Here is an 18,450-nt window from a genome sequence, read left to right on the forward strand (position 1 = left end):
CGGTACTGTCGCTGGCCCCATACAACGGCCCACGCCACGTAACCCTCCGCGACTCCGGCTCCGTGAACATGTGATGTTTCGGCGCGGCCTGACACAAGTTCGCGCGAACATGTGCGCTTTGCCGAAGCTCTCGTTGGAGGCGATGGCGACGCTGGCTTTCTCTTCGCGCTCGGTTAGCACCTGGAAGAGGAGTTCGGCGCCGCGGCGGTCGAGTTCCATGTAGCCCAGCTCATCGATGCAGAGCAGGTCGACTCGGCCGTAGCGGGCGATGGTCTTGGACAGTTGCTTGTCGTCGGCGGCTTCGACCAGTTCGTTGACCAGCTTGGTGGCCAGGGTGTAGCGGACGCGGAAGCCCTTCATCGCAGCCTCGGTGCCCAGCGCGATGAGCAGGTGGGACTTGCCGGTGCCCGAGTCGCCGATGAGGCAGAGCGGCTGTCCTTTCTTCACCCATTCGCAGGCGGCGAGGGTGTGGATGACGGCGGGGTCAATGTGGGGGTTCGCGTCGAAGTCGTACTCGCGTAGTGACTTGTCACGAGGGAAAGCGGCGGCCTTGATCCGGCGTTCGGAGCGGCGGCGCGCGCGGTCGTCGCATTCGGCCATCAGCAGTTCGGCCAAGAAGCCCAAATAGGTCATCTGCTCGCGGGTCGCGGTGTCGGCCAACTCGCCGAATTGACGGCGGATGGTCGGCAGCCGAAGCATCCGACAGGCCGAGTCCACGGCGGCCTGGGCGGCTTGCTCGGTCAATCCGCGGTGGCGGGGAAAGGTCATGAGGTGTCTCCCTGGGCGGACGGCTGCGCGGCGGGTCGGCGATGTCGCAGCAACTGGTCGTAGGCGGCCACCGAGGGCAGCGGCCGGTTATCGGGCGGCAGGTGTGCCAGGCGCCGCTCGGTCAGGAAGGTCACCGTCGCGCCGGTCGGTACTGAGCCGGATACGGTGACGGGTTCGGTGCTGGTGTTGGTGGAGGAGTCAGAGTCGGCGGCTTTGCGAGCCTCCAAGGCGACGGCATCAGCGGTCAGCGCACCAGCCCGGATTGCGGTGGCTATCCCCGTGACGATGTGCTCGTGGGCCATGTGACGGGTCAGCAGGAGCACCTCGATCAAAGCGCGGGTGCCGGCCGCGTCGCCGTGGGCTTTGCAGGCAGCCGCCCACCATTCATCGTGGACGGGGGTGAACTTGCCCGCGGCGCGCGCCTGCTCCAAGACGGTGGCTCCCGGCAGGGCGCCAGGCTTGCGGATGAGGACCTCCAGGTAGTGGTCCAACTCCAGCCGGCTCGCGGCTTTCGCCAGGAGCCGTTCGTGCCGTGCGACCTCTTCCCGTCCGTCGTAGATGACCAGCTCTGAGGCGTGCAGCATGACCCGCACCCTGCGGCCGATCAGGCGGGCGGGCACCGAATACCGGTTGGTGCGCACGGTGATCTGGCTGTAGCGGTCCACCCGCGGCGTCAGCAGCAGCCCCGTCTCGAACGGCTCGGTGGGCAACATCTTGAGCAACGGGGCCTCGATGGCGAAGTACTCCCCGATGGTCCGGGCGCGGTTCCCAATCCGCCGTGTCTCGTCGGCCAGGTCCCAAGCGTCGATCAACACATTGAGCTCGGCCAGTGAGGCGACATCGGGGATCGGCACCATGTGGTTGCGGCGAAACCAGCCGATGTCGCCTTCCACTCCGCCCTTCTCGTGGGCGCCCTGCTTACCAGGCTGGCAGTAGAACGGCTCGATCCCGTAGTGGGAGCGGAAAGCCGTCCAGCGTGCGGTCTCCACCCGGGCACGGGAGAACCCCAGAACCTGAGCGACGGCGGCCTTGAGGTTGTCGTAGCGGACCTTGCCGAATGGCACCCCTCCCAGCACGCTGAAGGCGTGGACGTGTCCCTCGAAGAACGCTTCCTGGCCGCCGGAGGCGAACACGCGGTGCACGGCCTTGCCCGAATACGACAGCCGCAACGAGAACAGCACGCACTTGACCATCTCGTCGGCCAATCGGATGGTCACCTCCCCGAAGTCGACCTCGGCCTCGGCGCCGGGCCGGTGCGACTGGGGCACGAACGCCTTGCTCGGGCCCCGGCCCGACTCGGTCCAGATCTCGGAACGGCGTTGCGCGACGTAGGCGCGAACCATCTGATACGACACTCCCACCGCGTGATGCTCGCTCACCAGCCGGTCGAAGATGCGCTTGGTGGTGTGACGCTGCTTGCGTGGCGCGTCCAGGTCCGCGCGCAGCATCTGATCGATCACGTTCTTGTAGGGGTCGATCTTGGACGTTCGCTGCGGCAGCTTCTTGCGTGGTTCAGGCCATGCCGAGGCCAACGCCTTCTGCACCGTGCGGAACCCGACGCCGTGCTTCGTTTGCAGTGCCCGGTTGGACATGCCAGTGCAAGCATCGCGGCGGATCGCCGCGTACAGCTCAACCTTCGACATGCGAGGCACGTGGGCTCCCTCACGGTGCGTAGCACCCTGATAGTCCCACCGCAACCACTTGGGTGCTGTCAAAACTCAGCAACACAGTCCGGCGGACTACACGACCGCTGTCACGGCCGGCCAACAAACGCTGTCGCAACTCAGGTATAGAGCCAGCCAGCGCTGGGAGGAACACGGACTCCTCTTCACCAGCCGCATCGGCACGCCGCTCGACGCCAACAACGTACGGCGTGAGGTCCGCGGCGCCCAGAAGCATCAAGGGCGTCTATGCGGACGCGTGGACACCATGTGAGCTACGACGCAGCTTCGTGTCTCTGCTCTCCGACGACGGTGGCCTTTCCATAGACGAGATCGCGAAACTGTGCGGACACGCCCGCACAGCCGTGACCGAGACTGTCTATCGACACCAGATCCGGCCCGTGATCCAAACCGGTGCGCTGGCCATGGACCGCATCTTCGACGACATCGCGGACGAGTAGCCCCGGCGGCATGTCACTCAGTTTGTCACTCAGAAGATCAAAAAGGCCACTTCCGATCACCGGAAGTGGCCTTTGACCTGGGTGGAGATGAGGGGATTCGAACCCCTGACCCCTTCGATGCGAACGAAGTCCCGCCTCATTCGTGACCTGTTGATTGTTGCCATTAGTGCACGTCAGGACAGGTTGGCACCCCGACTAACCTCGGACCATCACGGGTCATCCCGGCTTGATCCACTCCCATTCTCACTCCCAATCCCCGCCGTCTCCTGACAGCGGACGAACGGGCGTTCATGACGGCCAACTAACTGCCATGGTCAAATCTTCAACATGTCTTCCGAATCGGCCCGAGAAGGCGCAAGATGTGACACGTCCCGACACGGGGGAGCAACGCGGGACACCCGGAACAGAAGCGACCATGGGGGCATCCCTTTATGACAATGGCGTCATCATCATGCCCAGAGCACGAGAACGACCTCAACGAGCACAAACTGTCCGTCATCGAACACACCTACCCCGCCTGGCGGATCCGGCAGTGGCCAAACGACATGTGGACCGCCACCCGCATCACCGCCCCCACCCCGGGCCAAGCGGCGGCCGGCCTGCACCGGTGTATCCTCCAGCCCGGGTTGGACGCGTTGGCCGCGGTCCTGTGCCAGCAGCTGTACATCGCGCAGATGGCCACCCAGTACTGACCGTGTTCATGGCCGGTCCTCTGGGGGCACGACGTAGGTGCCTTTTGATCGCTTGATGATCAAAAATCCTTGCTCGACCAAGAGGGCGACGGCGTGCATCGCGGTGTTCCGTCCCACCGAGTACTGCTGCATGATTCTCGGGATGGCTGGGATGGTTTCCCGTGGCGGGAATTCGCCGCTCAGGATCCGGTCGCGGAGGTCGTCGGCGACCTCTTCGTAGCGATGCTTCGGCTCCCACTTGATCATGGAAAGACGCTAGTCGGCCAAGGCTTACCCCCTTCCACCGGGCATTACCCAGGACGGACTAGGACGGCCTACGCAGTTCCATGCGGTCCCATGTTTCACCAGCAGTTGAATAGGGGTAGAGAAGATCAAGCGGCGGCGTGGGAAACATCCCCTGAGGTGCAACCTCGCCGCAGGCTGTCGGGCCCACGCCGCCGCACCTACAGGTCAGTCGTCAGGCCACGCATTCTCTTCGGCGACGAAGCTGCCGATGCCGTGCTCGGTGTAGACGTACCCGTCCTCCCGCAGAGCACGAAGCGCCTTCCTGACCGTGTCCCGGACCACGCCGTACTCGGCGACCAGCCGATGCTCGCTCACCTTCGAGCGCGGCGGCAGCTCGCCTGATCGGATGCGCTCCTTGACGTGCGCGTACACCTGCCGCCACTTCGGCCGCGTCTCGTCGTAGTCCAGCCCCACACTCACCGGATGACCGTAGGAGCCTGACGAGCACCCGGCATATTGGCCAACGTTGAGCGATGACCGTAGACATCTGTACCCACCCGGCGTCATCATGAGGCAACAGCCAGGCCAAAAGGCCGGGCCCGGCCAGCGCGGCGAACGTCTGGACGGGCCCATTTGATCGCACGTCGGAGGTGCGACCCTTGACCGATGCTACGGGCGCGGATCAGCCCGCCCAACCCCCCAAACTGCTGCATTACGAGACGTGGGCCGACGAACGCGGCTATCACGCCCGCTTCGACGAACTCCTCCCGGACGGAGCTCTCGGATACGGCTGCGTACAAGAGGTGCAGGCACCCACCGAGACTGAGCTAACACAGGAAGCGGTGCGTAACCGGGTCCGGGTGTGGACGTGGCAGACCTCCCGCTCCGGTGACGAGGTGCCGTTCACGACGGGGGACATGTCTTGAGCGGCTACACGACGGTGCCGTACACGATCGCGTACGCCAACGAGATGGTCACCGATCCGCTCGGCTTCGAGGTCCTCGGAGGCAAGCTCCGGTTGACCTACCGGCCGTCCAAGCCCGGCGACTGGGTGAAGGGCCCGGCGGCGCCGTCGTGGGACCTCGGCATCCTGCGCGCCCGCGTGCGGGATCTGCTGAGCGACAAGCCCGCCCAGCGTGGACCGGAGCGGATGCGCAAGCTCAACACCCGCCGCCAGTGGCGATGCATGGACAAGCTGCTGTGCCAGGTGTGCGGCGAGCCGGCGACCGACCCGGACACGGGCCTCATCCCGTGGCTGCTCGCCCATACGGTGTTCGAGGCCACCAGCGAACAGTCCGGCCGCACCAACGCGCCGCCAACATGCTGGTCCTGCATTCCCAAAGCGTTGGAGCAGTGCCCGATGCTGGCTGTCCACCCGATACTGTGCACGGTCGCCTCGATCAGCCCCGCCGGTGTGCTGGCCGACATATACCAGCCCGGGAGCGCCCACCAACCGGTCCTCATGGACCACAACGTGTTCGTCCCGTGGGAGTGGCGCGAATACCATCCGGGCGCGCTGGCCGTCGCCCAGGTGGTCGAACTGCACGGCATGAGACCAGTGGGAGGGCCTCGTGCATCGGTACGCCCGCACATCCCGCTGTGACGTCCGCTGGTGCCGCGCCCCGCACCGGCCCGGAGACAGGCCGGACCACGTGGTCTGTCTCGGCGCCTGGGAACTCGGCGAGGTCACCGTGGAGGTGTGCGTCACCCGCGTAGACCAGGGCCCGCCGGTCGTCCGCATCGCACGCCACTACGCGGGCGGGCCACGCCTGGAGAGCGACCTCGACACCGGCCTCGCCGCGGAGCTGGCCGACATCCTCGACCTGCTCACCCGCGGCTTCTACCGCGAGTTCGGCGCGGTGCTGAAGGAAGCCGCCGCCGGCGCCGCAGCGGAGGCCAGCAGGGAAGACACGGCCGCCCCGTAGACAGCCAGGAGGACCTATGGCCGACGCCATCCTGAATCTGATCGGCAGTCTCCTCGGCAACCCGGCGGCCTGGGCGCTTGGTGGCGGCTACCTGGTCGTCAACGTCGCCTCGTGCATCTTCAAGCCGTACAAGGTGTGCAAGAAGTGCAACCGCTCCCGGGAGACGCATTCCACGATCTTCCCGGGCACGTTCGGCTGGTGCAGGGCGTGCAAGGGCGTCGGTTACCGCTTACGAGTCGGGGCTCGGCTCCTCGGCAAGAAGCTGTGAGGTAAGCGGATCCACTTCCGCCAGGCGACAGACAGGATGCGTTGGGGTCGCTACGGTCCGGGTATGGCCAAAGGAGAAGACGACGACCCGCCACCGATCTGCGGAACCTGCCTCGGCGCCGGCGGCGAGTGGATCGAGCTCAACGGCAAGAAAAACCAGGAGCGCAAGTGGGTGAAGTGCGCGGCATGCAACGGGACCGGCCGTAGGTGACCGACCCCATCACGTGCCCTGAGTGCCACGGCCGTCGTGGGCAACTGGTCGGCACGTCGTTCCTCGCGTGCCAGTTCTGCGGCGGCCGTGGCTGGGTCGGCGGCGACAACGAACCCGCCGAACGCGACGACCGCCCACCGCCACCCCCGCCGCCCGCCTGGGAACACAAGGTGTGGGCAGACCCGGCTGTCCGGGGGGGCCTGCCCTGCCGGTACTGCCTCGGCACACAGCAAGTGGCCAACGTCAACGAGGCCGCCGGGACCCTCGTGATGGCGGCCTGCCCTGGCTGCGCATCTGCCCCCTCTGACAGCTAGGCGGGCACTTTGGGCAAGAGCAGGTCCAGGCGGTTTCTCTCCGCAAGGTATCGCCGAAGCCGCCGGGGAGCCTCAGGATCGTCGTTGCCCGCCACGTTGAACAACGGCTGCTCATCCAGGATGGCCGCCGCTTCAGCCGCCTCCACAGAGGCCCGCGAAGGATGCTGCTCATAGGTCGTTTCGACCCAGAATTCCATCCACGGAGAAACCTTGGCATGTGCGCGCTCGCGGGAGGTCGCGCGGTTCGTCACTCCCACGTACAGCAGGAGACCGTTCTCATCCCAGTGCCGATACAGCACTTCTCCGCGCGGCGTCGGCTTCAGGCTTTTCTTCGTCGGTACGACGTCCGGGAGTGCGTGACCGGGCGTGTCGTACAGTTCGAGAGTCGTTACGAAACGGCCATTCGCGTAACGCTTCCGCCGCCGCACCAGGTAGCCATGGGATTCGAGTTCAGCGAAGGCGGCGCGCATGGCTTGCCGCCCTTCACCTGTGACTAAGCCCCGGGCATCGCGCGCACGCCTCGACATTTCGTCAGCGTTCGCCTCCCAGTCGTCCGGCCTGGTCAGCAACTCACACAGAAGACCCCGGGCCACGAAACTCAAGCGTTCATCCAGGAGCGTTGCCGTCGGGATCGTGATGCCGTCCACAACGGGTGCGGAGCGATGAATCTTCATTGTGATCACTGCCTCGTTAGTCGGGGATCTTGAATGTGTAGGACCAGACGAACCTGCTGGCCGGGTGGACGCCCTTCGCGTACTCGATGACACGCCCCTCGGCTGTCCGCGTGGTGCGCCACTGCTCGACGACTGGCTCGCCTGGCGGGAGATCCAGAGAGACCATCTCTTCCACGGTCGGCATCCGAGCGAAGAGCTCCTCGGTCATCTCGTCAGGGGCGAGACCACGTTCGGCCAGGATGGCGAAACTGCCGCCAGAGCCGGCCATCCCAGGCCGCGAATCGATGATGGCGGTTCCCTCCACGTCTTCGCGACGGTAGTAGCTGGTCACTAGGTGCGTGGGTTTGCCATCGCGGAACATGATGCGGTCTCGCTCATAAACGTCCGCTCCAACCTCTACGCCGAGTGCCTGAGCAACTCGCTCATCCGCTGAGAGCAAGGTGACCTCTTGTGTCTGGGTTCCTTGCTGCTCAGCAGGTTCACCTTCGTGGCGTTCATCTCGGTACACCTCAACCGTGGAGTTCGCCCAGTTGCTCTTGGCGTACCTGTCTTGGCCAACGCGCCGGACAGGGTGGGCCTCGCGAACGTAGGCGCCCGAGCCGTAGCGAGTGACAATGCGTCCCTCGTTGCTGAGTTGGGCAATGGCTTTAGCGGCTGTGTTCCGGCTGACACCGTACTGCTCCGCGAGGTCACGCACCGTTGGCAGCTTCGCGCCCGGCTGGAGAGTGCCGTTGGCAATGGCGGCGCGGAGGTCGTTTGCGATCTGGGTGGCCGGCCCAGTCTGTGCTTCGGGGCTCATGGCTCAACGATAACGGATTGTCGTAGGCCAATTCCAAGGTTGCGGATGCGTCATACGCCACTTGCCTTGACAGTACCCATGCGTCGTACGATGCTTTGTCGTACGACGCTTTCTCGGGGTTCCGCGAGGATCCCAGAGGACGTGCCTGTTTGTCCGTTTCCGGAGGTTGCTTTGACGAGCCGTCGCACGCGCGGGCCCTGGATGAAGACCAGTGCCGTTGCGCTCCAGTGTGGTGTCACCTCCTGGACGGTCCTCGCCTGGGTGAAGGCAGGCAAGCTCCCAGCCAGCAAGACCCCCGGCGGGCACTACCGATTCGACCCCACCGACGTGGATGCACTGCTTACCGACGACGAGGGTTCCGCCTCTTCGTCCGCTCTCGAAGACGAGGTCGCAGTCTGATGAACGCGACCTTCCCCGACATGCGAAAGGCGGCCCTCATCCGCCAAGACCTGGGCCGCCCGCATGTCCCCACCCACCTCCAGGATGGAAGGAACGCCCCCATCATGGCACAGCCGTCTTACGACATCACCCCCTTCTCCCCCGCTATGGCGGCGGCGACCGCGCGGGTCTGGTGCGAGGAGGCCGCTTCGATGGCGGCGACTGCGGTTGCCGTCTCCGACATGGCCGCCATGCTCGCGCAGGCCGCCGACAACCTCCTCGGTGCGGCGGCCGGCGTCCCCCAGCAGCACGAGTCGCAGCCGCTCCCCGCGGGCGTGTACGACCTGTCCGCCTACCGTGCTCGCCGTCAGGCGGTGGCCCGATGAAGACCAGCGCTGCGACGACCCGCACCGCCGCCGAGATCAAGGCAGCCACCGACGAGGTGTACAAGCTGATGGCGCACCAGCCCGCCTCCCGCAGGTTCGTGGACAAGCCCAGGCTCAACACGGGCGGCTGTACCGCCCCGTCCTGCTCTAACCGCCGCTGCACCTGCTCCCAGACGAGGAGCTCGCGATGACTGGCCCGGCTGCCGTACGGACCCGCTCTGCGGCGGCCGGGTCTCCCCTGCTCCCCCCGTCTGTGGTGAGGCGCGGCTGCACATCCGCGCCTCTCGCCGTTGTCTGTGGCCCACAGGCGAGGGGGCACCACCTGTACACCCGACGCCTGTCCGGTACCCACGCCGGCACTCCCAGCGAGCAAGCGCCGGGCGGGCACGAACCCCGTCCGGCGAGTGGACGTGTCCTCCGAATCCAACTCGCCACGTCGCCGGACGGGGCCACATCTACCGACCTACGACGTGAAACGGACCCCCTGACATGACGCCCTCAAAGGACGGGCTGGCAGCCAACCCGCTGTCCGAGAACCTCGCACAGCTGAACAACTTCACGGACGCCAACGTCAAAGCGCTGGGCCAGTCAGTTGCGCGCGAAGAGTCCGTGGTCGGGCCAACCGCCGACGCCCCGAAGACAGCGGAGCCTGTGAACGCCGTCGCCCGTGCGGCCCGTGCCGAGCGCATCGTCGCCTCCGCCGCGGCCAAAGCGCAGCGTGACGCGATCCGCGACCAGGCCCGCCGTGACCGTGAACGGCGCGCCGAGCAGTGGGCGGCCGAACGCGAGCAGCTCCGCACCGAGCGGAAGCGCGCCCGCAAGACCGCCGCCGCTACCGCCCGCACCACCGCCTACGAGGTGTGGCGGCACCGGCTGACCTCCTGGTGGCACGCCTTCGTGATGGTCGGCGCGATCGTCGGCGTCAACATCGTCGCCGTCGCCGGCCAGGTGACCGCATTCCAGGCCGCCCCGTTCTCGTGGCCGGCGGCGGGCGCGCTCGGCGCCGCCGCGGTCATCGAGTCGATCGCCATCTACATCGGCTGGCACGCCCACATCGCCCTCATCGAGGGCGACTCGGTGTTTCGGCTGCGTGCCGCCTCCTACGGGATCGCGGCCGGGGTGGCGGCGCTCAACTACCACCACTACGCCGCCGACTGGTCTTTGGACGATCAGGCTGTCATGTTCGGCGGCGCGTCCCTGCTGTCGCCGTGGCTGTGGGCAATCCACTCCCGGCACGTGCACCGCAAGGACCTGCGCGCCAAGGGGCTCATTGACCCGCGCGCCCCGAAGTTCGCGGCGCTGCGGTGGATCCTGCACCGGGCGGAAACATGGCGGGCACTGAAGTGGGCGGTCCGCCACGGCGAGCAGTCCCCCACCGCGGCGATCCTCGCCATCCAGATCACCGAGACGGGCAAGCCCGCCGAGCGGCTCGCGCGCCGGGCGAGTGTCGAGCTCGACGCCGGCCGTGAGGCTCTCGTCCGCGCGCAGGCCGCCGCTTTGGCTGCCACCGAAGCGTATGCGGCGGTGTTGGAGCGGCGTGTCAGCGAAGTGTCAGCGATCGCGCCGCCCGCGCCTCTGGAGATCGAGCCCGCGCCTGACAGTTCAGCGGACGCTCAAGAGGACGCCGCGGCTGTCAGCGAAGTGTCAGACGAGACACCCCGCGAACGCCCAGACGCGCAGGACAACAAGGAAGCCGAGAAGTGGATCCGCGCCGCCATGCGCAAGGGGAAGACGCCCAAGCAGGCTGACATCGCGGCGAAGTTCGGATTCTCCAACGGATGGGCCAACCTGCGTGTCAAAGCAGCACGCGCCGACCTGACCGCGGAGGGCTACCGATTCCTGCCCGGCAACCGCGTCATCCCGCCCATTGAGGCCGCCGCTTCCCCCACTGCCGCGAATGTCAGCGATGCCAACACCGAAGTGTCTGGAGACCAGTCATGACCCGCATCAAGAAGCCCGCCATCTACCTCGCTCTCGCGTTCGCCGCGTTCTACCTGTTCACCAAGCCCGCCTCTGCGGCGGACGCGGTCAACGGGATCTTCGACGGCATCCTCGCCGGCGCCGATCGGCTGTCCGTGTTCTTCACCAACGTCCTCACCTGATCGGAGGGAACCAGCCATGAACACACTCACCTTCGTCGCGGTCGTGCTGCTGGCGCTCCCTGCCTGCCTAGTACGTGAGCCCACGTCGGCGGCGCGGACGCCCTCCCAGGTGATCGCGCGCGTGCTGGCCGCCCGCTGGTGGGAGCCCGCCGCATGGCTGGCGTGCGTCGCCATCGGGCCTTTCGTTGTGGCTGGCTGGTGGGCCGGCCGGGCTGCCGTGTTCAACGTGTCCGCCCTGGCTGCCTTGCTGCTGGCCAAGGTCGCCACCACCACCTCGGCCGATGGCCGTACCTACCGCCTCACCCGCACGGACGGAATGCGAGCACTTGTGTCATGAGCGCTGAGAAGCGTGTCGACCACCTGCGCCTGGTTCCCCGCAGTAATGCCACACCCGACCTGCCGCCGTCCGCCGACGAGCCGGCAGACGTGGAACCGCAGCAGGAAGGCGAGGATATGGGCTCTGACCTGGAGCCGATGGTTTACGAGGGTGAGATCATCTCGGAAGCTCCCGAACCGTCCAACAGGCTGCTGCCGTCGGTGGTGGTCGACCGGGTCACCGTGCTTCGACCCGACGCGCGTAAGCAGGTCGCCCGAGTCGTAGCGCGCAACAGCGTTACCGTTGCGCAGGGCTGGCACTCGTGGCTGGTCAGAGCATGGGACGCCCTCACCGGCGGCGTCTACCGGCGTCAGATCCGCGCCGCCGAAGCGGCCGGCGACCGGGAGGCGCTCGACCACTGGCTCGTCCGCAGGCGCGAGGCCGCCCGCGACAGGCGGGAACGGCTCATGGAGTTGCCCAAACTCGGCCTGCAGGTGGCCATCTTCGCCGCGGGCGGCTGCCTCGCCCTCGTAGTGCTGATGGTCATCGTCTCCACTCTTGTGCTGGTCACAGGTGCCGGCGAGTTCACCGACGTGTTCGTGTGGGTCGGCGATGTGCTGCGCTGGGTGTTCACCGCGGTGGCGTTCCTGTGGGTGCCTTTCCTGGTCGTGTTGCCGTTCCTCGTGGTGATCGCAGCGTGGCGGGAAGGCCGCCGTAAGGGTGAGACGCCCAAGTGGCTGGTCGCCGACTCGGGCTTCGATACTGGCGGCTCGCGTGACCTGATCCCCGACGAGGGCGCGATTCTCAACGCGCTCCGCAACTTGGAGATCTCCCCGCTGAACAGGGCATTCAAGGCAGGGTGGCGGCCCCGGTTCGTACTGCCTACCGAACGCGACGGCAACGGCTACCACACGCAGCTGGAGATGCCGCCGGCCGTGCCCGTTTCGATGGTGGTCGAGAAGAAGAAGACGCTCGCGCACAACCTGGTGCGCTTCCCCATCGAGGTGTGGCCGACAGAGCCGCGCGGCATGCCGGGCGTGCTGGACTTGTGGGTCGCCGACCAGGGCGCCCTGTCCGGCCCGGTCGACGACTGGCCCCTCTTGCACGAGGGCGCCGCCGACTACTTCAAGAGCGTCCCTGTCGCCGTCGACATCCGCCGCCGCAACGTCAATGGGCGCCTGTTCGAGGCCAACTACGCCATCGCCGGGATGATGGGGTCCGGCAAGAGCACCCTCATCATCACGCTGCTGCTCGGCGCGCTGCTGGACCCGCTGGTCGAAGCCGACGTGTTCTGCATGGCCGACAACGCCGACTACGACCCGATGAAGCCGCGCCTGCGCACCCTCAGGACCGGCACCAGCGAGGACGTCGCCGAACACTGCCTGGCCACGATGAGCGACATCTACAACGAGCTCAGCATCCGCGGCAAGGCACTGCAGGAGCACGGCGTCCGAGCCGCCAACCGGAAGATCGCAGAGAAGGACGAACGTCTCCGCCCCCGCATCATCGTGGTTGACGAGTGCCAGGCGCTGTTCATGCATGAAACGCTCGGCCGGAAAGCTCTGGAGACCGCGGTCAAGACGGAGAACGCCGCCCGCAAGTACGGCGTCACCATCATCTACGCGACGCCGGAACCGTCGTCGGATTCGCTGCCGCGCCGGCTCATCTCCATCACCTCCAACCGGGCGTGCTTCGCCATCGGCGACCAGACCAGCAACGACGCCGTTCTCGGCACCGGCTCCTACAAGGCGGGCATCTCCGCGGTCGGGCTGGAGCCCAAGACCGACGAAAGCCTGGGCGACGTCGGCACGTTCATGGGGCGCGGCTTCACCCCGAAGCCGAGCCTGCTGCGCGGGTACTTCGTGTCGCAATCCCAGGCGGTGCCGGTGGTGCAGCGGGCGCTGCAAATCCGCGAAAAGGCCGGGTACGGCTCGGCCGGGCCCGCGACGATGCAGCACCGGGACCTGATCGACGACTTGGACGAGGTGCTCGGGCAGGACCGTATCCGGCTCGCGGATGTCCCTGGCCGTCTCCGGAAGTTGGCGCCGCACTGGCTGCCGTACCAGAGCCTGACAGGCACTCAGCTTCGCGACATCTTGACCCGGGAGCACGGGGTGAAGGTCCCCAACTCCGGCAACGTGCTCTACCTGGACCCTCCCGAGGTGCGTCGGGTTCGCGCTCTGCGCGAGGCGGGTGAGTGAGGTGGCCAGCACCACCGCGAAACTCGCTCTGGAGCCCTTCAAAGCGGGGGCACCTAACACCTGCTCACCGGCTAACCCGACTAACAATCCGCAGGTCAGCGTCATAGTTAAGCCCCTCCGATACGAGAAGGGGATCACTAACCCGTTTTCGCTGACCCAACTCACGAACTAACCCGCAGCGGTGCTGCGGAGACCTCTTCCTGATCTTTCAGGAGGGATGTCCGGAGCGTCTGCTCCACCGGAAAACCTTCACTACCGATCATCAATGAGAGGAATCAGATGCGCAGCAGGATGAAGCCCGAACAGCTCGCCAAGGTGAGGGCCGCCGCCCAGAACACCAACACGCTCAACACGCTGGCAACCCAGGCCGTGGGCGGCGGCAACGCCACCCGCGTGCAGCAGCAGAAAGCGCAGCGGGACCTGACGAAAGCGGTCGGCGCCAAGAAGGCCGCCAAGTTACAGGAGCAGGCGATACAGCGGGCCGGCGCCAGCCGCAAGGGCCTCGGCCGGCTCTTCGGCTGACAGGGGACTGAACCGTGAACGCGTACCGCGAATCCCAGATGAGCGTCGGCAAGGCCGCTGCTCTCGTGCTCGCCCTCGTCGCGGGCGCCGGCCTGTCCGGGGCGTTCGGCGACGGCAAGACCTCGCACGACGTCAGCGACACCAAGCCGCTCTTCGGCATCGGCCAGGAGAAGCCCAAGCACTCAAAGCCAGCCAAGCGCCAGGACGGCCCCCCTCCCATGACGTGCCAGGGGGACCAGTGCTGGTGGACCGACATGGGACGGCCGGGCAGGCGCTGACGTTGCGGCTCCCGCCCGGCTCCACCTCTCTGGGACCGGGCGCGGGGCCGGAGCAGCCAGCTCCACCCGATGCGAAGGAGATCCCCATGGGCGACCAGAAGAACACCGACCAGCCGTGCCCTGGCCACGTCGTCAAGTGCGGCTCGTGCAAGGGATCGGGCCGCGACTCACTTGTCCCGCTGATCAAGGAGTGCGGCGTGTGCAAGGGCGTCGGCAGCGTCCTCCTCAAGTAGCCCTCCTGCCCGGCCCCGTCTTCCCTCCGGGGCCGGGCCACCCTTCACACCCATCGAACAGAGAGGAAACCCAGTGAAGAGCGAGATCAAGTACAAGACCGCTGGCGGCAACACCGTCACCTGGAAGAAGCTCCCACACGACCCCAACTGGCCGTATCGGAGCGGCAAGTACGAATGCGGCGGCTGCGGCGAGGACACGAACGGCCACTACACCGACGCCGACAAGCACGCCCAGAACTGCCGGGCGCTATGAACCGGTGCCCGCGCTGTTCGACGGCGCTCGACGAGGGGCCGGTCGTCTACCGCTGTGCGCGTTGTCGGCGCACGGTGTGGGCGGCTGAGCTGGACACCGAGTTTCACGCCCCCGCCCGCCCGGTCGCGGTGGGTGCCCGGTGAGCGCCGCACTCGCAGAGTCGGCGGAGGAGATCGCCGACCGGCTCCACGACCGCGACCTCGACGGCGCCCGCAAGCTGTTCGACACGCTGGCGGTCGACGACGCCACAGTGTCTCGTCTCGTCCGCCAGCTCGCCAAGACGGTCACCATCCTGGCCGGGATGGTGGTGTGGGGCTACGCCCTCGACGTCTGGGCCAACCCGCGCCGGGACGTGGATGAGCGGGCGTGGCGGTGTGGCGGCTGCCGTATGACGGCCAGCCACTACACGACCGACCGGGCCGCCACGGCGTCGGCCGGGAAGCACGTCGCCGAGCATCACGGCGGCAGGCTCGCGGTCGTCTCGTATCTGGCTGAGGCGTACTGGGATGCCGTCGAGGCGGCGGAGTACGGGCGCTGAGGCTGCGGATCCCCGCCCGACCCGTCGTGCGGGCGGGGTGTCCGGAGCAGAGCGCTCCACACGAGACGCGACCACGGAGGACGACATGGCTGAGGCCGTAGACGGGCGTCGAATCCTGAACGAGATGCTCGCCCGAGGCACCACCGTCAAGGAACTGAAAGACCGGGCGTACGCGCTGGACCACCGCCATCAGGTGGCCGCCGCAGACCTGCTCAACGACGAGGCCGACAAGATCAAGGCCGACATGCTCAGCAAGGGGCTCGACCCGGCGGTGATGCATGTACGGCGCGGCTGAGAGTCGCCGCTGACGTTGCGGGTGGCCGCCCAGCCCACGCGGTTGGGCGGGTGCCCGGAGCGTCCGCTCCGCTCATCCACCAGAAAGGCAACACCATGAACAAGTCCCAGCTCATCGACGCCGTTACCGAGCGCGCCGACCTCAGCAAGGCGGACGTGGCCGCCGCCATCGGGCACGCCCTGGCCGTCATCCAGGAGGTCGTTGCCAAGGGCGACGAAGTGCAGATCACCGGGTTCGGCACCTGGAAGCGCGCCCAGGTCAAGGGCGGCACCGTGCGGAACCTCGCGACCGGGGAGCCGGTCACGTACGGGGACACGTGGAAGGTGTCGTTCTCTGCGGGCGCCGGATTCAAGGCGGCGGTGAAGGCGGGCCCGAAGCAGGTGTCGGCCGCCGCCTAATCCCGCACGGTGGCCCGGTCCTGGCGTGGCCGGGCCACCACATCACGACAGACGAAGGAGGAACAGGTGCGCACACCAGAGCCTCATGTCCAGCGTTCCACCTGCCAGAAGTGCAGGCGCGAGGCGACGTTCACTTGGCCCGCCGGGCTCACGGAGGGCCTGCACACGGAGGTCACTATGTGCTCCTGCGGCCAGGGCCACGACTGGACCTTGAACGTCCGCTTTCGGTAGCCCCCCCGACCACCGCCATCAATCAACGGAAGGGGCCCCATGGGGCTGTTCAGCAGCAAGAAGAAGAGCGACCCCGCCCCGCCGCCACCCGTACGGCGGGACAAGGTGCAAGCGGCGCTCAAACTCGGCATGACGTGGTACGGCGGCGACCCCGACGGCGACGACTTCGTGACGAACCGGGACCGGTACTACCGGGCGTTGAAGGGGTGCACCCGGGCGGAGGTCGACTACGTGGAGGACGCCCTCAGGCGACACGGCTACCCGCCGTGAAGCTGTCGGGCGGCTCGTACATAGGCCGCCGACAAGGCGCGTGCGCGGATCGGCGTACGCGAAGCAACGGAAGACGAAAGGTGAACAGTATGAGCCGACCCAAGGACGCCAAAGAGCTGCTCGACCGGCTGGGCGCGAAGTGGTCGCCCGACATGGACGACTTCCTCGCCGGAAAGGTCGACCTGTCGCAGATGCGGTGTGCGGTCTGCCAGAAGAAGCCGTGCGTGTGCCCGGAGTTCGGGTCGCCCGAGTACTTCGCGCTGCTCGACAAGCGGCGCGGGAGGTGACCAGCGTGCCCAGAAGCGACGACGACATTCGGGCCAGCCTCTACACGACGATCGAGAACGACCACCTTGACTACTGGGTCACCGAGGAGCCGTGCGACTGCCAGTCCGGCGGCACCAAGTGGGAGAAGAACGGCAAGGCGTGGCGGCCGAACAAGAATCCGTAACCAACTGACCGCACGAGTGAGCCCCGGCCGCGCTTCCCCGCGGGCCGGGGCTCTCGCATGTTGTTCCTACTCACTGACAACCATCGGTCACCGAGCGTCGTCTAACGGTCTGTTTCGAGTCCCTCACCAACCGGAAGGCCCACGATGCGTACTCTCCTCGCTGCCGCAGCTCTCGCGGCCACGTTCACGGCCGGCTGCTCCTCTCCCGCCGCGCCTGCCCGGGAGCCTGCGGCGACCACGACTGCACTGGCATACACGGCGACGCCGACCCCCACACCAACGCCGACGCCGTCGAAGACCGCGCCACGCGCACCCATCCACACGCCGACGCCGGCGAGGACGAAGACGCACCGCAAGGTGATCAAGCCCAAGCCTCGGCCGACGCCGACGCGCACGAGGAAGGTGGCACAGCCCGCGGTCAGGTCCGGTGTCCACCCCGGCGCGTTCTGTGCTCCTCAGGGCGCTCTCGGCAGGACGAGCGCGGGCACTCTGATGAGGTGCTCGTCGAAGGGTGGCGATCAGGCGCGGTGGCGTAGCGCCTGACCACGCACATGAAACAGCCCCCGCCCCGGTCCGCGAGAGGACCAGGACGGGGGCGTCAATTTAGTTGAGGCCGGGGCTCGCGTGACGACCGCTTGAGGTGGCCGTCAGTACCTTCCTTCCATGAGCGAGGACCCGCGACAGCTCTGCCGTACTCCGGAGGAGTCCTTCCAAGCCGGATGGGACGACGGAGCCGATGACCCACCGCTCACCGACGAGCAGTGCCTGCGCCTCGCCGCGCTACTCGGCCCATACATCCGCCGACTAGCAGGTCATGCCTGAGGCCACGCGGCAGGCTCCTCGCCCATCATCTCCATGGCCCGCCGGTCCAGCCGCTCGAACAGCGCCTCAATCTCGGGCGGGAGCATCCTCATCCCCGAGCGGATACCGGGCGAGCACCCGGTCTATCGCCCACGCCCGGCCAGGGTTGACGACCTCGATGCCGACCACCCGGCCCTCAGCGTCCACGTCCACCGACGTCAGGTCCTCAACGGTCCGGGTGTCCGCGACGGGCTCACCGGAGATCGTCACGTACAGGGCGTCGGCGTCCAGGTCGTAGTCGAACCGCATCGCGCCTCCCGAACTCGAAAGCAACTCTTTCCAGTTTGGAAATAGTTGAAAGGGGTCGGGCGGCCATGCCTGGCGACCCGACCCCGTACGTTGCACGGAGGTCCACACGGGCACGTCTGCCCGGCTTCGCCACCCTCGACCGGAGCCCGTCGACGCCGACCGTGGCGACCGGAGTCTTCACGATTCGAAGACCCCGCCTCCCCGCGTACCTGCACCAGGACTCGAACCTGGGAACCTCCGCATTATGAGTGCGGCGCTCTCACCGACTGAGCTATGCAGGCGTTCGGCCTGGGGTCCTGATCGGAGCCTGTCCGCGCTCCCGGGTGATCAGTCCGGGGTTACGTGGCCGGTTCTCCTCGCAGGCGCTGGGTCCTGGTGCACCATCCCCAACCAGCTTGCGCTCCCCAGGGTGCTTCCACGGTACAGGAGCCTGCGGTGCCACCTCGACCAGGTTTGCCATAGTCATATCGCCCACCAATTCCGCATCGGCC

The 18,450-nt window shown here is 67.0% G+C and carries 30 protein-coding genes and 2 tRNA genes; 23 read left to right on the forward strand and 9 right to left on the reverse strand.

Features of this window, described 5'->3' with window-relative positions; all coding sequences use genetic code 11:
* Together istB and istA are read right to left on the reverse strand one after the other, a co-directional pair.
* A partial coding sequence (gene istB, locus FH608_RS45840) for an IS21-like element helper ATPase IstB (RefSeq protein WP_139637485.1) occupies positions 1-768 on the reverse strand: 768 nt, incomplete at its 3' end.
* Complete coding sequence (istA, locus tag FH608_RS45845) at positions 765-2,411, reverse strand: IS21 family transposase (protein ID WP_139637486.1); 1,647 nt, start codon at positions 2,409-2,411, stop codon at positions 765-767. The genes istB and istA, both read right to left, overlap by 4 nt.
* A 308-nt stretch (positions 2,412-2,719) precedes the next feature.
* Between istA and FH608_RS52145 the strand changes: the two genes are divergently transcribed.
* Positions 2,720-2,890, forward strand: a complete 171-nt coding sequence (locus FH608_RS52145) for a hypothetical protein (protein ID WP_153264994.1) — start codon at positions 2,720-2,722, stop codon at positions 2,888-2,890.
* Positions 2,891-2,972: 82 nt separating this feature from the next.
* Here FH608_RS52145 and FH608_RS45850 read toward each other — a convergent pair.
* A tRNA-Ala gene (locus tag FH608_RS45850) sits at positions 2,973-3,083 on the reverse strand.
* Between the two features lie 244 nt (positions 3,084-3,327).
* Between FH608_RS45850 and FH608_RS45855 the strand changes: the two genes are divergently transcribed.
* The gene (locus FH608_RS45855) at positions 3,328-3,582 is read left to right on the forward strand and encodes a hypothetical protein (RefSeq protein WP_139637487.1); all 255 of its coding nucleotides are present in this window, start codon (positions 3,328-3,330) and stop codon (positions 3,580-3,582) included.
* A 6-nt stretch (positions 3,583-3,588) separates the two neighbouring features.
* Here FH608_RS45855 and FH608_RS45860 read toward each other — a convergent pair whose 3' ends face one another.
* Positions 3,589-3,828 carry a winged helix-turn-helix domain-containing protein gene (locus FH608_RS45860; protein ID WP_139637488.1) on the reverse strand — a complete coding sequence of 80 codons (240 nt, stop codon included), beginning with the start codon at positions 3,826-3,828 and terminating at the stop codon, positions 3,589-3,591.
* A gap of 204 nt (positions 3,829-4,032) precedes the next feature.
* Positions 4,033-4,287, reverse strand: a complete 255-nt coding sequence (locus FH608_RS45865) for a GntR family transcriptional regulator (RefSeq protein WP_226900495.1) — start codon at positions 4,285-4,287, stop codon at positions 4,033-4,035.
* 179 nt (positions 4,288-4,466) lie between these two features.
* Here FH608_RS45865 and FH608_RS45870 point away from each other — a divergent pair, with 179 nt between their 5' ends.
* The 5 genes from FH608_RS45870 to FH608_RS52150 all read left to right on the forward strand — a co-directional run bounded on the left by FH608_RS45870 (position 4,467) and on the right by FH608_RS52150 (position 6,210).
* Positions 4,467-4,733 (forward strand): hypothetical protein, encoded by a 267-nt coding sequence (locus FH608_RS45870; RefSeq protein ID WP_139637489.1) that lies wholly within the window; start codon positions 4,467-4,469, stop codon positions 4,731-4,733.
* A complete protein-coding gene (locus FH608_RS45875; RefSeq protein ID WP_139637490.1) occupies positions 4,730-5,410 on the forward strand; it encodes a hypothetical protein in 681 nt (226 codons plus the stop codon). Before FH608_RS45870 ends, FH608_RS45875 begins: the two co-directional genes overlap by 4 nt.
* A gap of 49 nt (positions 5,411-5,459) precedes the next feature.
* Entirely contained in the window at positions 5,460-5,732 is a 273-nt protein-coding gene (locus tag FH608_RS45880; RefSeq protein WP_139637491.1) for a hypothetical protein, read from the forward strand.
* A gap of 16 nt (positions 5,733-5,748) precedes the next feature.
* Complete coding sequence (locus FH608_RS45885) at positions 5,749-6,000, forward strand: hypothetical protein (RefSeq protein WP_139637492.1); 252 nt, start codon at positions 5,749-5,751, stop codon at positions 5,998-6,000.
* Between the two features lie 63 nt (positions 6,001-6,063).
* Entirely contained in the window at positions 6,064-6,210 is a 147-nt protein-coding gene (locus FH608_RS52150) for a hypothetical protein (RefSeq protein WP_193319009.1), read from the forward strand.
* A gap of 310 nt (positions 6,211-6,520) precedes the next feature.
* Here FH608_RS52150 and FH608_RS45890 read toward each other — a convergent pair whose 3' ends face one another.
* Positions 6,521-7,198, reverse strand: coding sequence for a hypothetical protein (locus tag FH608_RS45890; protein ID WP_139637493.1), 678 nt, complete (start codon positions 7,196-7,198; stop codon positions 6,521-6,523).
* Between the two features lie 16 nt (positions 7,199-7,214).
* A complete protein-coding gene (locus FH608_RS45895) occupies positions 7,215-7,997 on the reverse strand; it encodes a GntR family transcriptional regulator (RefSeq protein WP_139637494.1) in 783 nt (260 codons plus the stop codon).
* Positions 7,998-8,198: 201 nt separating this feature from the next.
* On the opposite strand from FH608_RS45895, the gene FH608_RS45900 reads away from it, so the two are divergent.
* From FH608_RS45900 to FH608_RS52165, 16 genes are all read left to right on the forward strand, one after another.
* On the forward strand, positions 8,199-8,396 hold the full coding sequence (locus tag FH608_RS45900; RefSeq protein WP_139637495.1) for a MerR family transcriptional regulator: 198 nt from the start codon (positions 8,199-8,201) through the stop codon (positions 8,394-8,396).
* A 104-nt stretch (positions 8,397-8,500) separates the two neighbouring features.
* Positions 8,501-8,761, forward strand: a complete 261-nt coding sequence (locus FH608_RS45905) for a hypothetical protein (RefSeq protein WP_139637496.1) — start codon at positions 8,501-8,503, stop codon at positions 8,759-8,761.
* Complete coding sequence (locus FH608_RS45910; RefSeq protein WP_139637497.1) at positions 8,758-8,952, forward strand: hypothetical protein; 195 nt, start codon at positions 8,758-8,760, stop codon at positions 8,950-8,952. The genes FH608_RS45905 and FH608_RS45910 overlap by 4 nt, the downstream gene beginning before the upstream one ends.
* Positions 8,953-9,250: 298 nt before the next feature.
* Complete coding sequence (locus FH608_RS45915; RefSeq protein ID WP_139637498.1) at positions 9,251-10,702, forward strand: hypothetical protein; 1,452 nt, start codon at positions 9,251-9,253, stop codon at positions 10,700-10,702.
* Complete coding sequence (locus FH608_RS52155; protein WP_193319010.1) at positions 10,699-10,863, forward strand: hypothetical protein; 165 nt, start codon at positions 10,699-10,701, stop codon at positions 10,861-10,863. The genes FH608_RS45915 and FH608_RS52155 overlap by 4 nt, the downstream gene beginning before the upstream one ends.
* Before the next feature lie 153 nt (positions 10,864-11,016).
* Complete coding sequence (locus FH608_RS45920) at positions 11,017-13,380, forward strand: hypothetical protein (protein WP_139637499.1); 2,364 nt, start codon at positions 11,017-11,019, stop codon at positions 13,378-13,380.
* A gap of 279 nt (positions 13,381-13,659) precedes the next feature.
* Positions 13,660-13,902 (forward strand): hypothetical protein, encoded by a 243-nt coding sequence (locus FH608_RS45925; RefSeq protein ID WP_139637500.1) that lies wholly within the window; start codon positions 13,660-13,662, stop codon positions 13,900-13,902.
* A gap of 14 nt (positions 13,903-13,916) precedes the next feature.
* Positions 13,917-14,180 carry a hypothetical protein gene (locus FH608_RS45930; RefSeq protein WP_139637501.1) on the forward strand — a complete coding sequence of 88 codons (264 nt, stop codon included), beginning with the start codon at positions 13,917-13,919 and terminating at the stop codon, positions 14,178-14,180.
* Positions 14,181-14,266: 86 nt separating this feature from the next.
* Positions 14,267-14,413, forward strand: a complete 147-nt coding sequence (locus FH608_RS52160; protein WP_193319011.1) for a hypothetical protein — start codon at positions 14,267-14,269, stop codon at positions 14,411-14,413.
* Positions 14,414-14,486: 73 nt separating this feature from the next.
* Positions 14,487-14,666, forward strand: a complete 180-nt coding sequence (locus tag FH608_RS45935) for a hypothetical protein (protein WP_139637502.1) — start codon at positions 14,487-14,489, stop codon at positions 14,664-14,666.
* A gap of 139 nt (positions 14,667-14,805) precedes the next feature.
* On the forward strand, positions 14,806-15,204 hold the full coding sequence (locus FH608_RS45940; RefSeq protein ID WP_139637503.1) for a hypothetical protein: 399 nt from the start codon (positions 14,806-14,808) through the stop codon (positions 15,202-15,204).
* A gap of 85 nt (positions 15,205-15,289) precedes the next feature.
* The gene (locus FH608_RS45945; protein WP_139637504.1) at positions 15,290-15,499 is read left to right on the forward strand and encodes a hypothetical protein; all 210 of its coding nucleotides are present in this window, start codon (positions 15,290-15,292) and stop codon (positions 15,497-15,499) included.
* Between the two features lie 95 nt (positions 15,500-15,594).
* Positions 15,595-15,897 (forward strand): HU family DNA-binding protein, encoded by a 303-nt coding sequence (locus FH608_RS45950; RefSeq protein WP_139637505.1) that lies wholly within the window; start codon positions 15,595-15,597, stop codon positions 15,895-15,897.
* Between the two features lie 270 nt (positions 15,898-16,167).
* Positions 16,168-16,398, forward strand: coding sequence for a hypothetical protein (locus tag FH608_RS45955; RefSeq protein WP_139637506.1), 231 nt, complete (start codon positions 16,168-16,170; stop codon positions 16,396-16,398).
* Positions 16,399-16,487: 89 nt separating this feature from the next.
* A complete protein-coding gene (locus tag FH608_RS45960) occupies positions 16,488-16,685 on the forward strand; it encodes a hypothetical protein (protein WP_139637507.1) in 198 nt (65 codons plus the stop codon).
* Positions 16,686-16,690: 5 nt separating this feature from the next.
* Entirely contained in the window at positions 16,691-16,849 is a 159-nt protein-coding gene (locus FH608_RS52165; RefSeq protein WP_193319012.1) for a hypothetical protein, read from the forward strand.
* Positions 16,850-17,737: 888 nt separating this feature from the next.
* Here the strand turns inward: FH608_RS52165 and FH608_RS45965 are convergent.
* Positions 17,738-17,959 carry a DUF2283 domain-containing protein gene (locus FH608_RS45965; protein ID WP_139637508.1) on the reverse strand — a complete coding sequence of 74 codons (222 nt, stop codon included), beginning with the start codon at positions 17,957-17,959 and terminating at the stop codon, positions 17,738-17,740.
* Between the two features lie 206 nt (positions 17,960-18,165).
* Positions 18,166-18,240 (reverse strand) — tRNA-Met (locus FH608_RS45970).
* Between the last annotated feature and the right edge of the window lie 210 nt (positions 18,241-18,450).

Source organism: Nonomuraea phyllanthi (assembly GCF_006334985.2).
Taxonomy (GTDB): domain Bacteria; phylum Actinomycetota; class Actinomycetes; order Streptosporangiales; family Streptosporangiaceae; genus Nonomuraea; species Nonomuraea phyllanthi.

What these genes read in the sequence shown, in the direction of transcription:
- istA (WP_139637486.1), bottom strand. Translation starts at nt 2,411, where the DNA reads ATGTCGAAGGTTGAGCTGTACGCGGCGATCCGCCGCGATGCTTGCACT.
- FH608_RS45855 (WP_139637487.1), top strand. Translation starts at nt 3,328, where the DNA reads ATGGCGTCATCATCATGCCCAGAGCACGAGAACGACCTCAACGAGCAC.
- FH608_RS45860 (WP_139637488.1), bottom strand. Translation starts at nt 3,828, where the DNA reads ATGATCAAGTGGGAGCCGAAGCATCGCTACGAAGAGGTCGCCGACGAC.
- FH608_RS45885 (WP_139637492.1), top strand. Translation starts at nt 5,749, where the DNA reads ATGGCCGACGCCATCCTGAATCTGATCGGCAGTCTCCTCGGCAACCCG.
- FH608_RS52150 (WP_193319009.1), top strand. Translation starts at nt 6,064, where the DNA reads ATGGCCAAAGGAGAAGACGACGACCCGCCACCGATCTGCGGAACCTGC.
- FH608_RS45890 (WP_139637493.1), bottom strand. Translation starts at nt 7,198, where the DNA reads ATGAAGATTCATCGCTCCGCACCCGTTGTGGACGGCATCACGATCCCG.
- FH608_RS45895 (WP_139637494.1), bottom strand. Translation starts at nt 7,997, where the DNA reads ATGAGCCCCGAAGCACAGACTGGGCCGGCCACCCAGATCGCAAACGAC.
- FH608_RS45900 (WP_139637495.1), top strand. Translation starts at nt 8,199, where the DNA reads ATGAAGACCAGTGCCGTTGCGCTCCAGTGTGGTGTCACCTCCTGGACG.
- FH608_RS45905 (WP_139637496.1), top strand. Translation starts at nt 8,501, where the DNA reads ATGGCACAGCCGTCTTACGACATCACCCCCTTCTCCCCCGCTATGGCG.
- FH608_RS45910 (WP_139637497.1), top strand. Translation starts at nt 8,758, where the DNA reads ATGAAGACCAGCGCTGCGACGACCCGCACCGCCGCCGAGATCAAGGCA.
- FH608_RS45915 (WP_139637498.1), top strand. Translation starts at nt 9,251, where the DNA reads ATGACGCCCTCAAAGGACGGGCTGGCAGCCAACCCGCTGTCCGAGAAC.
- FH608_RS52155 (WP_193319010.1), top strand. Translation starts at nt 10,699, where the DNA reads ATGACCCGCATCAAGAAGCCCGCCATCTACCTCGCTCTCGCGTTCGCC.
- FH608_RS45920 (WP_139637499.1), top strand. Translation starts at nt 11,017, where the DNA reads ATGGCTGGCGTGCGTCGCCATCGGGCCTTTCGTTGTGGCTGGCTGGTG.
- FH608_RS45925 (WP_139637500.1), top strand. Translation starts at nt 13,660, where the DNA reads ATGCGCAGCAGGATGAAGCCCGAACAGCTCGCCAAGGTGAGGGCCGCC.
- FH608_RS52160 (WP_193319011.1), top strand. Translation starts at nt 14,267, where the DNA reads ATGGGCGACCAGAAGAACACCGACCAGCCGTGCCCTGGCCACGTCGTC.
- FH608_RS45945 (WP_139637504.1), top strand. Translation starts at nt 15,290, where the DNA reads ATGGCTGAGGCCGTAGACGGGCGTCGAATCCTGAACGAGATGCTCGCC.
- FH608_RS45950 (WP_139637505.1), top strand. Translation starts at nt 15,595, where the DNA reads ATGAACAAGTCCCAGCTCATCGACGCCGTTACCGAGCGCGCCGACCTC.
- FH608_RS45955 (WP_139637506.1), top strand. Translation starts at nt 16,168, where the DNA reads ATGGGGCTGTTCAGCAGCAAGAAGAAGAGCGACCCCGCCCCGCCGCCA.
- FH608_RS45960 (WP_139637507.1), top strand. Translation starts at nt 16,488, where the DNA reads ATGAGCCGACCCAAGGACGCCAAAGAGCTGCTCGACCGGCTGGGCGCG.
- FH608_RS45965 (WP_139637508.1), bottom strand. Translation starts at nt 17,959, where the DNA reads ATGCGGTTCGACTACGACCTGGACGCCGACGCCCTGTACGTGACGATC.